The 13,702-nt window shown below is 39.2% G+C and carries 11 protein-coding genes and 1 riboswitch; of the genes, 5 read left to right on the top strand and 6 right to left on the bottom strand.

Annotated elements, in window-relative coordinates; translation table 11 throughout:
• The first annotated feature begins 250 nt into the window (after window positions 1–250).
• Entirely contained in the window at window positions 251–1,441 is a 1,191-nt protein-coding gene (locus H4J46_RS06085) for a hypothetical protein (protein ID WP_182232645.1), read from the top strand.
• Window positions 1,442–1,612: 171 nt separating this feature from the next.
• Here H4J46_RS06085 and H4J46_RS06080 read toward each other — a convergent pair whose 3' ends face one another.
• A complete protein-coding gene (locus tag H4J46_RS06080) occupies window positions 1,613–3,265 on the bottom strand; it encodes a LysM peptidoglycan-binding domain-containing protein (RefSeq protein ID WP_182232644.1) in 1,653 nt (550 codons plus the stop codon).
• A gap of 79 nt (window positions 3,266–3,344) precedes the next feature.
• Window positions 3,345–4,154, bottom strand: coding sequence for a hydroxyacylglutathione hydrolase (gene gloB, locus H4J46_RS06075; RefSeq protein ID WP_259365700.1), 810 nt, complete (start codon window positions 4,152–4,154; stop codon window positions 3,345–3,347).
• A 60-nt stretch (window positions 4,155–4,214) separates the two neighbouring features.
• Between gloB and H4J46_RS06070 the strand changes: the two genes are divergently transcribed.
• Together H4J46_RS06070 and H4J46_RS06065 are read left to right on the top strand one after the other, a co-directional pair.
• A complete protein-coding gene (locus H4J46_RS06070) occupies window positions 4,215–4,976 on the top strand; it encodes a class I SAM-dependent methyltransferase (RefSeq protein ID WP_182232643.1) in 762 nt (253 codons plus the stop codon).
• Between the two features lie 53 nt (window positions 4,977–5,029).
• Window positions 5,030–5,788, top strand: a complete 759-nt coding sequence (locus H4J46_RS06065) for a Nif3-like dinuclear metal center hexameric protein (protein WP_182232642.1) — start codon at window positions 5,030–5,032, stop codon at window positions 5,786–5,788.
• A gap of 187 nt (window positions 5,789–5,975) precedes the next feature.
• Here H4J46_RS06065 and H4J46_RS06060 read toward each other — a convergent pair whose 3' ends face one another.
• Window positions 5,976–6,728 carry an ElyC/SanA/YdcF family protein gene (locus tag H4J46_RS06060; protein ID WP_182232641.1) on the bottom strand — a complete coding sequence of 251 codons (753 nt, stop codon included), beginning with the start codon at window positions 6,726–6,728 and terminating at the stop codon, window positions 5,976–5,978.
• A gap of 261 nt (window positions 6,729–6,989) precedes the next feature.
• A riboswitch (Lysine riboswitch) is annotated at window positions 6,990–7,182 on the top strand.
• A gap of 261 nt (window positions 7,183–7,443) precedes the next feature.
• Here H4J46_RS06060 and lysC point away from each other — a divergent pair.
• Entirely contained in the window at window positions 7,444–8,820 is a 1,377-nt protein-coding gene (gene lysC / locus H4J46_RS06055) for a lysine-sensitive aspartokinase 3 (protein ID WP_182232640.1), read from the top strand.
• Window positions 8,821–8,960: 140 nt separating this feature from the next.
• Here the strand turns inward: lysC and queC are convergent, their stop codons facing one another.
• Complete coding sequence (gene queC / locus H4J46_RS06050) at window positions 8,961–9,617, bottom strand: 7-cyano-7-deazaguanine synthase QueC (protein WP_182232639.1); 657 nt, start codon at window positions 9,615–9,617, stop codon at window positions 8,961–8,963.
• Window positions 9,618–9,684: 67 nt separating this feature from the next.
• On the opposite strand from queC, the gene queE reads away from it, so the two are divergent.
• On the top strand, window positions 9,685–10,359 hold the full coding sequence (gene queE / locus H4J46_RS06045) for a 7-carboxy-7-deazaguanine synthase QueE (protein ID WP_182232638.1): 675 nt from the start codon (window positions 9,685–9,687) through the stop codon (window positions 10,357–10,359).
• Between the two features lie 159 nt (window positions 10,360–10,518).
• On the opposite strand, the gene pdsS is transcribed toward queE, so the two are convergent.
• Together pdsS and pdsR are read right to left on the bottom strand one after the other, a co-directional pair.
• Window positions 10,519–12,750: a proteobacterial dedicated sortase system histidine kinase gene (gene pdsS, locus H4J46_RS06040; protein WP_182232637.1), complete on the bottom strand. Its 2,232-nt coding sequence runs from the start codon at window positions 12,748–12,750 to the stop codon at window positions 10,519–10,521.
• A gap of 6 nt (window positions 12,751–12,756) precedes the next feature.
• Window positions 12,757–13,470: a proteobacterial dedicated sortase system response regulator gene (pdsR, locus tag H4J46_RS06035; RefSeq protein ID WP_182232636.1), complete on the bottom strand. Its 714-nt coding sequence runs from the start codon at window positions 13,468–13,470 to the stop codon at window positions 12,757–12,759.
• Window positions 13,471–13,702 lie beyond the last annotated feature (232 nt).

The following is a 13,702-nucleotide window of genomic DNA, read 5'->3' as shown; positions in this document are numbered from 1 at the left end:
TTATCTCTAGGTAAACATGATAGTGTTTACAGAAAATTATCGCTCAGCAATATTGCTGTTATGTAACACCTTACAGTATTTGATAAAAAATCAATAGTATTTTTACTCTAATGGCACAATAAGGTGTAAAAGCGGGTTCTGGTGTAACAATAACCACTAGTGTTAAAAAAGTTGATATATTAATATATCAATGATAAATATAGAGAAATTTTCCGTTTTATTTGAATTTTAATCATAAGTAAGAGCAAAAATGTTAAAAACTGTAAATAAAATAACCTTAAAGATCTTTATTGTCGCCAGCTCGCTTGGCCTAAATTTATCTATTAGTAGCCAAGAAATTAACTACCTTACATTAACGGTTGAAGAATTACGTCTTGATAACGCACTTAAAGCAATGCCAGATGTTTCGGCAAGATTAAGCGCACGAGCTGAGATATTTGCTAGTCAACTAAACCGAGCAACTAGCTATACCGTGTTAACACAATTAACTATTCGTCACGGTAAAGGGCTATGGTTAGATGCGAAAAAGTCATTTAACCAATTGAACGACTATGACGACCGGCCGTTATATTGGGGCCGCTTACAAATGAGCAAAGCGTTACGCTCTACCAAAGCATTTACGACATTGTTTCCTAATCAACAACGCAAGCTACTATGGAGACTGGAGTTGTTATCTCGTGGTCAACTGGATGTGACATTTGATAAAAAAGCCGATAAGAAAATTCTATTGACCGGTTTTGATCCCTTTTTTCTAGATAGACATATCGACCAAAGCAATCCATCAGGGGTAGTTGCACTGTCTTTGGACGATTTAGTAGTCAGTATTGAAGGGCAAAGTGCTGAAATTGAAGTGTTAATTGTGCCAGTACGTTTTGCAGATTTTGACCAAGGCATGATAGAAGAACTACTCAGCCCTTATATCGCCAATAAATCTGTTGATATGGTATTAACCGTAAGCATGGGCAGAGATAATTTTGATCTAGAGCGTTACTCGGCGTTAAGACGCAGTGCTAAGGCGCCTGATAACCTTAATATATTGACAGGTGCTACGAAAGATAAGCCAATCATACCCAAGTTTAAAAAATCTGCTTTGCAAGAGCCTGAATTTGTCGAATTTAGCTTACCCATATTGTCAATGTTAAAGGGTACAGGCAAATATCAAGTTAACGACAATCGCACCATATCAACCTTATCAGGTGGTACATTTAAGGGCCAATCACTGGTAGATATTGTTAAGCAAACTTCGGTTAGCGGCTCAGGTGGTGGTTACCTTTCGAATGAAATATCTTATCGTAGTATCTTATTACGTGACCAATATTATTCAACTTTACCGGTAGGTCACATCCATACCCCAAAAATTAAAGCCTTTAATCAACAAGCATTGATGGATATTGTTAAGCAAACGAAAAACATTATTACTCAAGGTGTTGCCGGCTTATAATCACTTAGTTAAAACACGTTAATATTATAAAGACGTTAATATAACCAACGACTGATGCTTTATTTCAGCACAAAAAAAACACTAACTCAGTTAGCGTTTTTAATTTTTCCCTTAGCAACTAATTGCTTACAACTAAATTTATCAGTGATAATATTACTGATAATCAATGTGTTAAATATTATTGGTAACATCTACCGATAGCTTTAACATCTGTCCTGGTTGTAAGTATTTATCACGATTAAGGCTATTCCAACGTTCAATATCTTGTATCTTTACATTAAACTTGTCGGCGATACGGGCAAAAGAGTCACCTTTACGTACACGATAATGAATATTGCGCATTATCGCTTTTTCGTTTGGTGTCATAGCATCTAAAGCCACTGTCTTAACCGCTGTTTTTTGCCAAATAACGAGTTTTTGTCCAGGTTTGATGGTGTCTCTTGGCGCCATAGCATTCCATTTTGCGAGACTGCGGGTTGAAACACGATAAGCGCGGCTGATATCCCACATGGTATCACCAGATTCCACTATATGAATACGCTTTTCACCGGCTAGTACTTTATTTTGTGTTTTTGCTAAGCGTTGATTTTGTGAGAGTAAATAGCTGTCTAAGGATGCGGTAGCAACAGGAATTAATAAAAATTTTCCAGCTCTGATTTGATTGCCTTTAATGTTATTAACTTGTTTTATTAACGCTATCTCGGTATTAAATTTTTGTGCTATTTCACCTAGATTGTCACCGTTTTTAATTTTATAGCGTTGCCAAGCTAGACGTTCTTTTGCGCTCAATTTGGCAAGGCCTTGCTTAAATTTTGCTATTTTGTGGTTGGGTAACAATAAATAATGTGGCCCGTCAGGGTCGGTTGCCCAACGATTAAAACCTGGATTGAGTCGCTGTAACTCTGTTAATGTCAAGTCAGCTAATTGCGCTGCTTTGGCTAAATCAAGCTGCGAACCAATATCGACTTGACTAATCACCGAGCTATTATCAATTACGTGCAGTTTAATTTTAAATTCTTCGCTACGTTTTACAATGTCAGCTAACGCTAATAATTTAGGCACATAAGCACGAGTTTCTTTTGGTAAATCTAAAGACCAAAAATCTGTAGGTAGGTTTTTCTTTTTATTTTTTCTAACGGCACGTCTTACTCGTCCCTCACCTGAGTTGTAAGCGGCGAGCGCTAGCATCCAATCACCATCAAAAAACTTGTTTAAGTATTTTAAATAATCAATAGCACCTTGGGTTGAAGCAACTATGTCACGTCGTCCGTCAAACCACCAATTTTGCTTCATGCCAAAGCGTTTGCCTGTGCCGGGAATAAATTGCCACATACCTGATGCACGACCATGTGAGTAAGCAAAAGGGTCAAAAGCGCTTTCAACTATGGGTAATAAGGCAATTTCAATGGGTATATCGTTCGCTTCTAATGCTTCAACGATGTAATACAAAAATGGCTCAGCGCGTTTAGCTACGCGGTTTAGGTACTCAGGGTGCTTAATAAACCAATTTCGTTGGCTAACAACCCGAGGATCCTCGGGTATCGAAAATTCAAGCTTGCTGCGAATTCGTTGCCAAACATCATTTGATAAATAGCTTTCTTTTAAGTCATTGCCCAGATCTATATCACCGTCGGCAATGGGATGAATAACGTCAATAGCTTCATCAACCAGCAGCGCTTGATTGATCTCTGCCGATGAAGCAACATCGATAAGCACTTGAATATCAGTATTAGTTTCAAGGTTATTTGATTGATTTTGGTTTAAAATTGATTGGCAACCGGACAATAACAGTACGGTTGCGATAGATAGGGTTATATTCTTCATGCAAAGTCTATTTAAATTTACTAGCCACCAGTGTCACTTATTTAGGGCGGTTATTCAAGATTTGCGCAATAAAAACACCTTAAAAATTGTCTTTCCATGCGCGGATAATGGTAAAGGTTTGTAATTTATCATTAACCTTATCGCCACTAAACTCAGCTGCACTTGTCATCAAGCTAGGTTGGTTACAGCGTAGAAACGGGTTGATTTTCTTTTCAAGTATGATTGATGTTGGGATAGTGGCAATGTCTTGTTCGCGCTTATGTAGTACTTGATTATAATAATCTACCAACTCGGTATTATCGGGTTCAACACTCAGGGCAAAATTAAGGTTAGCTTGAGTATATTCATGAGCACAATATACCTGAGTGTGCTCAGGTAAAGCGCTTAGTTTTTCTAATGAGCAGAGCATTTGGCTCGGCGTGCCTTCGAAAAGGCGACCACAACCACCTGAAAACAAAGTATCACCACAAAATAAATTGTCTTGTGATAAATAAGCTATATGGCCACGGGTATGACCTGGAAGATCAATGATATCAAATTCAAGGCCCAAATCAGTTAACTCCACCTTAGAACTTTCGCTAAGTGCGACATCACAGTGTGGAATGTTTTCACTTTCAGGGCCATAAATGGTTAATGGCCATTGCTTACTTTTACAATAATCAACAAGTTTTTTAATGCCACCCACGTGATCAGCGTGATGGTGAGTGATCAATATACTCGACAGTTGTAGTTTTTCTTGTTCAATAAACTCAATACAAACATTGGCGTCACCTGGGTCAACTAAGGCCATGTTGTGACCTAAGTTGGACGAAACAGCCCAGATATAATTATCTGAAAAGGCCTTTATCATGGAAACTTTCATATTAGTACTGCTTTGGGTTTGCTGCATGTGTGGCTCCTGAGTATACTGAAGATATGATTATACTTACTTTTTCGACAGTTTAATATAATGAAGCCAGCACTCGCGTTTAGGCACCCTGATTTTCCAAAATCTTGGCAAAACTTACCTAATGGTGACTTGATAGTTACCAATATTAATCAAGCGCTAGCCCCTTGGTGGCCAAAGTTTTTTGGCTATCACATGCTAAAAATTGGCGCTTTAAGTGGTGAAATATCGAGTGTAGATAGCCCGATTAAGCATCAATTAACCTTAACAAACCAGCTGAAAAACGGCGATATTATTGCTGAAATTGATGATTTACCGTTACTAGAGCACAGTGTTGATGTTTGCGTATTAGCGCATGCTTTGGAGTTTTCGTTAGACCCTCATCATGTGGTGCGTGAAGCCAACCGGGTATTAATTCCTAATGGCTATTTAGTGATCACTGGATTTAATCCTTTTAGTTTAGTGGGTCTTAATCAATTTATTCCTTATAGGCGCAAGCAAATCCCTTGGAATGAAAGATTATTTTCACCTATGCGAGTGAAAGATTGGCTGCACTTAATGGGATTTGAGATCCAACTAGATAAACGGTTTTTGCATTCGTCATTATCTGGACAACTTACTACGGGAGTTTTTTGCAACCATTGGCACAATATAGCGGCACGTTATTTTCCAAGTCTAGGCTCTGTTTATGTCATTGTGGCGAAAAAGCGTGTATTACCTTTAACGCCGATCAAACCCAAATGGCAACTCAGACCACACTTTGAACCCGTCAAGGTGCCAACGATGAATTCATCAAGTAAAACAAGTAAAAAATCTAATCAGTAATGGTAAAGCAGTACTAAATATAATAACTCAATATTTAAGGTCAGAATTAATTAATGCAACTTTATGAATTCGAAAGCTATTTAAACAACTTATTAAAGCCTGAACAAATTAAAGACTTTTGTCCAAATGGTCTACAAATTCAGGGACGAGACAAGGTCAGTAAGGTCATCACAGGCGTTACTGCTACACAAGCGTTAATCGAACAAGCGATTGCTGAAAAAGCCGATGCGTTAGTCGTACACCATGGCTTTTTTTGGAAGAATGAAAGTTATGTCATCCGCGGTATGAAACATAAACGCATTAAGGCGTTACTGGCAAATAACATCAGTTTATTTGCCTATCATTTACCCTTAGATATTCACCCAAACTTAGGTAATAACGCACAATTAGCGAAATTATTTTCAATCAATAATGTCGCGCCATTGGAAGAGGGTAACGCTTTGAGTGTTGCTGTACGTGGAGACTTTACTAGTGAACTCAGCCCACAAGCACTTGAGCAACGCATTAACGAAAAGCTCAACCGAACTTGCTTGCACATAGCACCGCCATCTAATAAAGCGATTAAAACTGTTGCTTGGTGCAGCGGTGGTGGCCAAGGCTATATTGAGTTAGCGGCTGAACACGGCATAGACGCCTTTATCAGTGGTGAAGTATCCGAGCAAACCACTCATGTTGCCCGCGAGATGGATATTCATTTTTATTGCGCTGGCCACCATGCTACCGAGCGCTATGGCGCTAAAGCATTAGCCGAACATTTTAATCAGCATTTGCCATTAGAGGCTAAGTTTATTGATATTGATAACCCAGCCTAAGCGGCAGATTATTAATACCAATATAGCGCAAACATATAGCGCAAACATATAGCACCAATATAGTACCAAGACTGCTGTTTATGCAGGATTGTACTTGGTAATGAACTAGCCTTATGTAACTGTGTTACTACACAAGGCTTGCTGGTCATTAAATCGTGCAGTGTAAATTGCTGCTGCTTTTAGTTTATTAGCGGTTAAACCATTGCACAATACGTCCGAGTGCTTCGTACCAAACGGTAGTGGTTTGTTGTAATTTTTTAGCATTAGGTACGTAATAAGCCCATGAAGTAAGCCCATTGCTTTTAACCCATGGGCTTGCCGGTGCAGGGATTGCATTGACACCGTAGCGTTGGAAATAGGCCATGGCTCTGGGTAAATGATTGGCACTAGTGACGAGTACGACATTTTTATTTAACACGCGTGGTGCAATAAGTTGCGCTTCTTCTTCGGTATTTTGAGGGAAATTTTCAGTCAATATTTTATTTTTTGGCAAACCTAATAATATTGCCGCTTGCTTAACTTTTTCTGCGTTTGAACTGACATCACCATCGGCAAAACCTGAGGTAATTATTTGTGCTTCGGGGTGCAGGCGGTAGATACGAACAGCCTCAACTAACCTTTCCAGTGAACTAGACTTTAATTCACTGGTCGCAGGCAAACCCTGAACGCTAGTGTGAACACCGCCCAAAATAATAATATAATCAACTGGCTGATTGCTGCGGGTAAATGCGGGATAGTTATCTTCTAATGCCGCCATGATGTTATCGGATAATGGTGGAAAGGTACTCAAAAATAATAAAGTGGTTGCGGTAAATAGCGCCCAAAAACTCAATTTTGGTTTTAAACGATAAAAAATAATGGCGATAATTAACAGTAAGATAATTATGCTCAGTGGCATAATCATTAAGCTGATAATTTTTTTTAGTAAAAATAGATCCATGTGACTCAGTCCAAAATAGGCGATAAGAATAGGGTAATAAGTTTTCAAGATGCTAAAGCATAACAATTATAAGACTTTGTGTAAGTAGCTCATTGTTACAAACTATTTTATTTGGACGTCTAAAAGTCTGTTGATGTTTACTCTTAGATAGGGTCTAATGACTGTGCTGAAAATTAGAATTTTTACTCCACTTTTATAATACCCTTATTTATTAAGTATAATGATGTTATTAATTAAGTAGTGCAGAAATAGAAAAATTTTCACACCAGAAGAGGCGCAATTGCTAGGTAGGTAACATGAGGACCCATTCCTTTGACTGTTACTGAGGGGGACAATTGCCGAGAATATTGATATGGGGGGCATATTATATTCGGTCGCTAGGGCTGAATCCTTAGGGCTGTCACCGCTAGAAAAACACAAGTTTTTTAGCATAGGGTGGAGAGCTTCTGGCTGAATAGTACCGCCTGAATAACGGGTTTTTAACCTAATTCGCTCTACGCTCAGTCATGCTCTTCCTGTTAGTTATTTGCCTGTTATATTTGCTATGTTTAATGAAATAGCTTTAGCAATGCAGGCGTTTAGGAAGAATTTTTATGTTAATATCCCATTTTACCAGCCTTAATCGCATTAGTGTTGGCACATTGTTATCTAAATATACATCTCGCGATAGACTCGAATGTTTAACCATTCAATCTCGAACTCATGGAGAATCTGCATGTCTGTAATCATAGATCATACTATTACTGGAAATATTACCGTTGCAAAGTTTGGCGGCACCAGTGTGGCTGATTTTCATGCGATGTTGCGCTGCGCGGATATTATTAAAAATAATAGCACTAACCGTTTAGTGGTGGTATCAGCCAGTGCCGGTGTTACTAATCACTTAGTACGTTTAAGCCAAGCAGGCGTTGCGATAAGCGAACAACAACAAATTATCACCCATATTGCTAATATTCAATTTGCCATAACCCAACATTTTGATAACCATCAAGCGATTGATCAAGAAATATCAGGCTTATTAAATGCGTTACGCGCTTGTGCTGAGCAACAAGCAAAACAATACAGCACAAGAACCAGTGATGAAATCTTGAGTTTTGGCGAACAATTCAGTTCGCGAATTTTTGCACAAGTATTACAACTCGTCGATGTGAATGGTCATTATTTTGATGTTCGCCAAGTCATGAAAACTGATGGTTTATATGGTAAAGCGCAAGTTGATTTAAGCCAATTGGCGGCTAATACTGAAGCACTACTTTATCCCTTACTTAATAAACAAGTCATTGTTACGCAAGGTTTTATCGGCTGTGACCAGCAGGGTAATACTACCACCTTAGGTCGCGGTGGCTCTGACTACAGCGCAGCGCTGTTAGCTGAAGCTGTTCAAGCCAGTAATTTAAGCATTTGGACTGACGTGGTTGGTATTTTTACTACCGACCCACGAATAACAGATCAAGCACGTTCGATTAATGAAATTAGTTTTGGTGAAGCGGCCGAAATGGCAACCTTTGGCGCGAAAATTCTGCATCCAGCGACACTTATTCCAGCTATGCGGCAAGATATTCCTGTTTTTGTTGGTTCAAGTAAAGAACCTAATGCAGGTGGCACCAAAATACAGCGCCAAGTTGACTCTAATCCTACCTATCGTTCCATTGCGCTGCGACGCGAGCAAACCTTAGTGACAGTAAAAAGTCCACAAATGCTTCATGCCAGTGGCTTCCTAGCGAAAGTTTTTACCGTATTAGCCAAACACCAATTAAGTGTTGATTTAATTACCACCAGTGAAATTAGTGTCGCGCTAACCTTTGACAATCCTTATGGCTCAACACAAGCTTTGTTAACTCAAGCCGTGGTAGAAGAGTTAGAACAACTTTGTGAAGTCAGTGTTGAGCATGGTTTGAGTTTAATTGCGGTGATCGGTAATAAAATTCATGGCACTAAAGGGGTTGGCAGCAGTATTTTTGACAAGATAAATGATTTTAATATTCGCATGATTTGTCATGGCGCAAGCAATCATAATCTGTGTTTTCTTGTGCCAGAAGCAGATGCAAACCAAGTGGTTGAGCGTTTACATAGTACTTTGTTTACCGACTAAGCTGGCATCACTAGACTGTTTTAGGGTTTAATCCATAAAACAGTCATGATTATTAAAATAAGCACTAAAAAATGGCGCTTAAAAGGGACATTTCACTGTCCCTTTTTCCCATTTAATTTGGCCGGCCTTTATAAATAAGGTTATTCGTATGTTAAAGGATCGGTGACATTATTGTCAGCAAAGGCTTCTAGGCGCTCTTGACATGCGCCGCATTTACCGCAGGCTTGTTCTCGGCCATTATAACAAGTCCAAGTGTCATCGTAACGCAAACCCATCTTTAAACCGTCAGTTAATATATCGGATTTACTGTTCGTTAAGTATGGACTAAAAATTTCAACTGCTTGATAATTCGCGATTTGACAAACCTCATTCATTTTCATAACAAATTCAGGTCGACAATCAGGATAAATAGCATGATCACCGGAATGAGCGCCATAATATACTTGCGCTGCTTCTACTGAGACGGCATAACCCACCGCTAACGACAGTAAAATCATATTACGATTAGGTACAACTGTTGACTTCATACTTTCGGCTTCGTAATGACCTTCCGGAATATCGATATCATCGGTCAAAGACGATCCCGCTAATAACTGATTAATTGATGAAATATCAATAACCTTATGAGCAACCCCCAGTTGTTGACAAACTTTACTGGCACAGGCAATTTCTTTCACGTGTTTCTGGCCATAATCAAAGGTTAAGGCATAAACTTCTTTGCCATCTTTTAAAGCGCGGTGCAGTACGGTGAATGAATCCATGCCACCAGAAAAAATTACTACGACTTTATTACTCATATTTACAGGTCTCTTGGGGTATAATAAACTTGCGCATTCTACTAGAAATTATCTAAGCATTAAAGAAATGACCACACGTTATAAAATAAATGAATTGTTTGAAACTCTGCAAGGCGAAGGCTCATTTACCGGCCAACCGTCAATTTTTCTTCGTTTACAGGGGTGTCCTGTCGGTTGTTCTTGGTGTGATACTAAACATACCTGGGACATTCATCCGGAGTTAGAAATTTCCAGTAAGCAACTGCTAAGTAAGGTAGAAGAGACTGAACAATGGTCAAATTTATCCTTAGATGATATTGCTGTAATCTTTAACAAACAGGGCTTTAACGCGAAACATATTGTTATTACCGGTGGCGAACCTTGTATGGAAGATTTAACCACCTTGTGTTTATATTTCGAAGCACAAGGTTATAGCTGTCAGGTAGAAACCTCAGGCACCTTTGAAATTAGAGTCTCAGAGCAATGCTGGGTTACTGTGTCACCCAAAGTGAATATGCGTGGCGGTTACAAAATTTTAGCTAGCGCGATGCAAAGGGCAAATGAAATTAAACACCCAGTGGCCACCGAGCAACATATTGATGACCTAAAATCGTTATTAGCCGAGCATCAAGTTGAAAAAAAGCAAATTTATTTACAACCTATTAGCCAAAAACAACGTGCCACCGAGCTTGCTATTGCCGCTTGTATTAAAAATAACTGGCGCTTATCAGTGCAAGTACACAAATACATTGGTATTGAATAGTATTTTGTCATAGTTGGAAAAACAAATGCTGCACTGCGCTAGCTTGTCATGCTCCAATCTTACTGCAATGCTAGAAGGGCAATCCTTAGAGGGGCCGCAATCTAGATAAGGGGTTAACGGTAATTTTCATAGCCAACAGCCTAGCTTAAGCCATTAACATTATTTTGTTAATGGCAAGGTAATAATAACCTCAACGCCGAGCTGACTTTGCTGGTTTACGGCTTTTATTGTGCCGTGATGAAATTGACAAATTAAGCGCGCAATATACAAACCTAAGCCTAAATGAGGCTGTTCGTTATTGTGTTTTTTCCTGATAGACACCATAGAGTCAAACAGTTGTTCACTCATTTGTTCAGGCAATAGCTCACCGTTATTGCTGATGGTTAAAGTCACCTGTTGATGATCACGTGCGACGCTGGCGGTAATTTTATTATCGTCAGAAAACTCTACTGCATTGGCAATCACCTTATCTAATAACTGCGCTATATGTTCTGGTGAACCTAAAAGCGGATGCTTTCCTAGTGTTATATCATTAAATGAAAAGTCAATATGAGGGTAAATTAAGCGATAACCTTGCATGCAACCGTTAAATACCTGAGCTAAGTCAAAGGCACTTTTGTCGGTGTTTTGTAACATTTGCTCTATTTGGGTCGCTTCATTCATATTGGTTAAAATTAAGCTTAAGCGTTCAATACCATGTTGAGCGCGCACTAAATAGGGGTTTTCAAGCGCGGGTGCTTGCATTTTATTATGATTATCTAGTGTTGTTACACGGATACTTTGTTGTTGCATAGCTAAGGTTTCTAACGAGGTTCGCACCACAGCAATAGGTGTGCGCAATTCATGTGACAAACGTGACGACATATTTTCTAAATAGTGATTATATTGACTCAGGCGATTAACCGCAGTCGAGAAACTACGCGACAAATCACCAATTTCGTCATTGGTATTTGAGGTATCAACATTACCACTAATACGGCCATGCTCGTCAATCGCCATTTCTGCTTGATTACTTAAGGTTCTGATGCGATTTGATATACGCGAAGCAAACAAAAAGAAGGCCAACGCGCCCAATAACATAATAGCCAAAATAGAACTGAAAAGCTTTTCAAGCGCCTGATTCCTTAAGGTGCGAATGCCATTAGTGGTTTCTTCAACAATCACCGCACCTTTTACCTGTTTATTAATAAATATTGGGTAGGCGGCTGACAATACAACCGCTTGTTGATCTGTACTTAAACGCCACTGCGACATAGGCTCACCCGTTAAGGCACTTTCGATATGTTTGCCTGTAAGGTTTTCTGAGTCATAAAGTTGGTCGATAAAATTATTGGGCGGTTGCGTCAGTATTCTTTCATATAAGGGTTTCAATATATTGTTTTCAACACTATGCCAAGCCGTTAAGATAAAATTATCATCAGTATTATCAAGGCGTGCATTGTTAATGTTAACGCGCTTATTCCAGACACCGCTGGCTTTGTTGATATTACCTGTGGTGGCTAATACACGATGATGTTGGTCAACCACCCAAATGCTAGAATTGGTATAACTCATGCCTTTCACAATGCGCTCAATTTCGGGTGAGGGTACTAAAATAGTGCCTAATGTGTCGGCAGAGCTAGGGTCTGCTGAGCCTAGCGACGCTTGAATACTACCTAAGGGGCTATCAACATCGTGCACCGCAAAAGCGATATTGTCGTTAAACTCAGTTAATGGTACGCGTACTTCAACGTTATAACCTTGTGCGGTATTTCGCCAATGTCCTTGAATTTTCCTAGCAGGCACAGGAATATCCGCTTCAATATCAGTAATACGATAAGCATCTATCCAACCAGTGGTTTTATTGCTGATAATAAAGCGACTGAAAACGCCTTGTGGATTAATAAAAGCAAGCTCTAAGTGGTCATTGTTAATAATACTGCGGGCATTACTGTCACGATATATGACCTTGTCGTCAATCACCCCAAAGTATAAATACAAATACTGACCATAAGTGCCAACCGCCGCAGTAAAATTTATTGATAATTGCTCCGGCGTTAGTTGGCTATAAAGTTGATTTTTTTGCTGATAAAAATGGGCTTTGTTGGCAAAGTCGGGCCAGTCTTGATTTAAACCGTCGAGTTGAATGGGCGCGGATAAGCCGTAACTATAAAGGTCTTTGCCTTTTTCAACGCTAGGTAAAAAACTGGCTTGATTATTAAACAAATTTGCTCGCTCATGCATGGCTGTAGCAAGTGCTCTTGCTGTGCCTATAATGGTTTGCTCTTGACCATAGCGGAGATATTTTTCCATTTCCCAAACATATTGATAACCAAACCATGGAATGGTAAATAAAAAGCTCGATAATAATAACAGCTTACTTCTTAAGCCAAAACGCCATTTTATTGTCATTTTTGTTTAGTTACCTGAGTTTTCTTTGGTACTTTGGTTCCAGCGATAACCCATACCATAAACCGTTTCAATACAATTAAACTCGCTATCAATATGGCTGAATTTTTTACGCATGCGCTTGATATGTGAAGTAATGGTTGAGTCATCAACATAGATGTTTGAGTCTTGCATTAACTGGCTACGGTTTTTCACATGGCCGGGATGCTTAGCTAATGCGTATAACATCCAAAACTCGGTGATGGTTAAATCAACATTGTGCTCTTGCCATTGAATGCTCATGCGCTGACTATCCACGGTTAATGGCCCGATAGTCAACATATAGTCAGCTTGTTGTGGCTTGCCTAAGGCATCTTGGCGACGAAATAGCGCGGCAATTCGAGCAGACAAGTGCGGTAAGCTAATATCTTTGGTGAGATAATCATCAGCGCCAATACGCAAGCCAGATACGGTATCAACATCACTATCACGGGCGGTTAAAAAAATAATTGGTAAGGTTGTCGATTTTGACCGTAACCATTGGCATAACTCAAAGCCAGCATCATATTCGTGCTCAAGGCCAATATCCAAAATGGCTAAATTAGGTAAGCGCAGATTAAACGCTTGCATAGCGCTTGCCTTATTAGCGTAGGTTTGTACTTGATAACCTTGTAGGCGCAATACATCAGCATAGTTTTCTCTAATGGCGGCATCGTCTTCAACAATAGCAATCCGTTTCGACATGATTGTTGTTTATCCTTTATCTCGTTGTACGTAAATATTTGCATAAAAATTGGGCTTAAATAGTATCGAATAAACACCTTCGATGCTGCTAATTGTTGACATTGCCATAATGTTGCCACATTTGCTCGCTGAATTGCCATATTTGCGTCCTTTAGTCGTCGTTTTTCTACGCTTTAATAACACCATCAAAAACACACAAGCTAAGTAAGAGTTTAGTTAGCAACTATCCATC

This window comes from Colwellia sp. MB02u-6 (assembly GCF_014077095.1).
In the GTDB taxonomy this organism is placed as follows: Bacteria; Pseudomonadota; Gammaproteobacteria; order Enterobacterales; family Alteromonadaceae; genus Cognaticolwellia.
This window is presented reverse-complemented; position numbering and strand designations above follow the sequence as displayed.

Bases quoted from the DNA above. Each gene is read 5' to 3' on its own strand.
- H4J46_RS06085 (WP_182232645.1), top strand. From the start codon at position 251: ATGTTAAAAACTGTAAATAAAATAACCTTAAAGATCTTTATTGTCGCC.
- H4J46_RS06080 (WP_182232644.1), bottom strand. From the start codon at position 3,265: ATGAAGAATATAACCCTATCTATCGCAACCGTACTGTTATTGTCCGGT.
- gloB (WP_259365700.1), bottom strand. From the start codon at position 4,154: ATGCAGCAAACCCAAAGCAGTACTAATATGAAAGTTTCCATGATAAAG.
- H4J46_RS06070 (WP_182232643.1), top strand. From the start codon at position 4,215: ATGAAGCCAGCACTCGCGTTTAGGCACCCTGATTTTCCAAAATCTTGG.
- H4J46_RS06065 (WP_182232642.1), top strand. From the start codon at position 5,030: ATGCAACTTTATGAATTCGAAAGCTATTTAAACAACTTATTAAAGCCT.
- H4J46_RS06060 (WP_182232641.1), bottom strand. From the start codon at position 6,728: ATGGATCTATTTTTACTAAAAAAAATTATCAGCTTAATGATTATGCCA.
- lysC (WP_182232640.1), top strand. From the start codon at position 7,444: ATGTCTGTAATCATAGATCATACTATTACTGGAAATATTACCGTTGCA.
- queC (WP_182232639.1), bottom strand. From the start codon at position 9,617: ATGAGTAATAAAGTCGTAGTAATTTTTTCTGGTGGCATGGATTCATTC.
- queE (WP_182232638.1), top strand. From the start codon at position 9,685: ATGACCACACGTTATAAAATAAATGAATTGTTTGAAACTCTGCAAGGC.
- pdsS (WP_182232637.1), bottom strand. From the start codon at position 12,750: ATGACAATAAAATGGCGTTTTGGCTTAAGAAGTAAGCTGTTATTATTA.
- pdsR (WP_182232636.1), bottom strand. From the start codon at position 13,470: ATGTCGAAACGGATTGCTATTGTTGAAGACGATGCCGCCATTAGAGAA.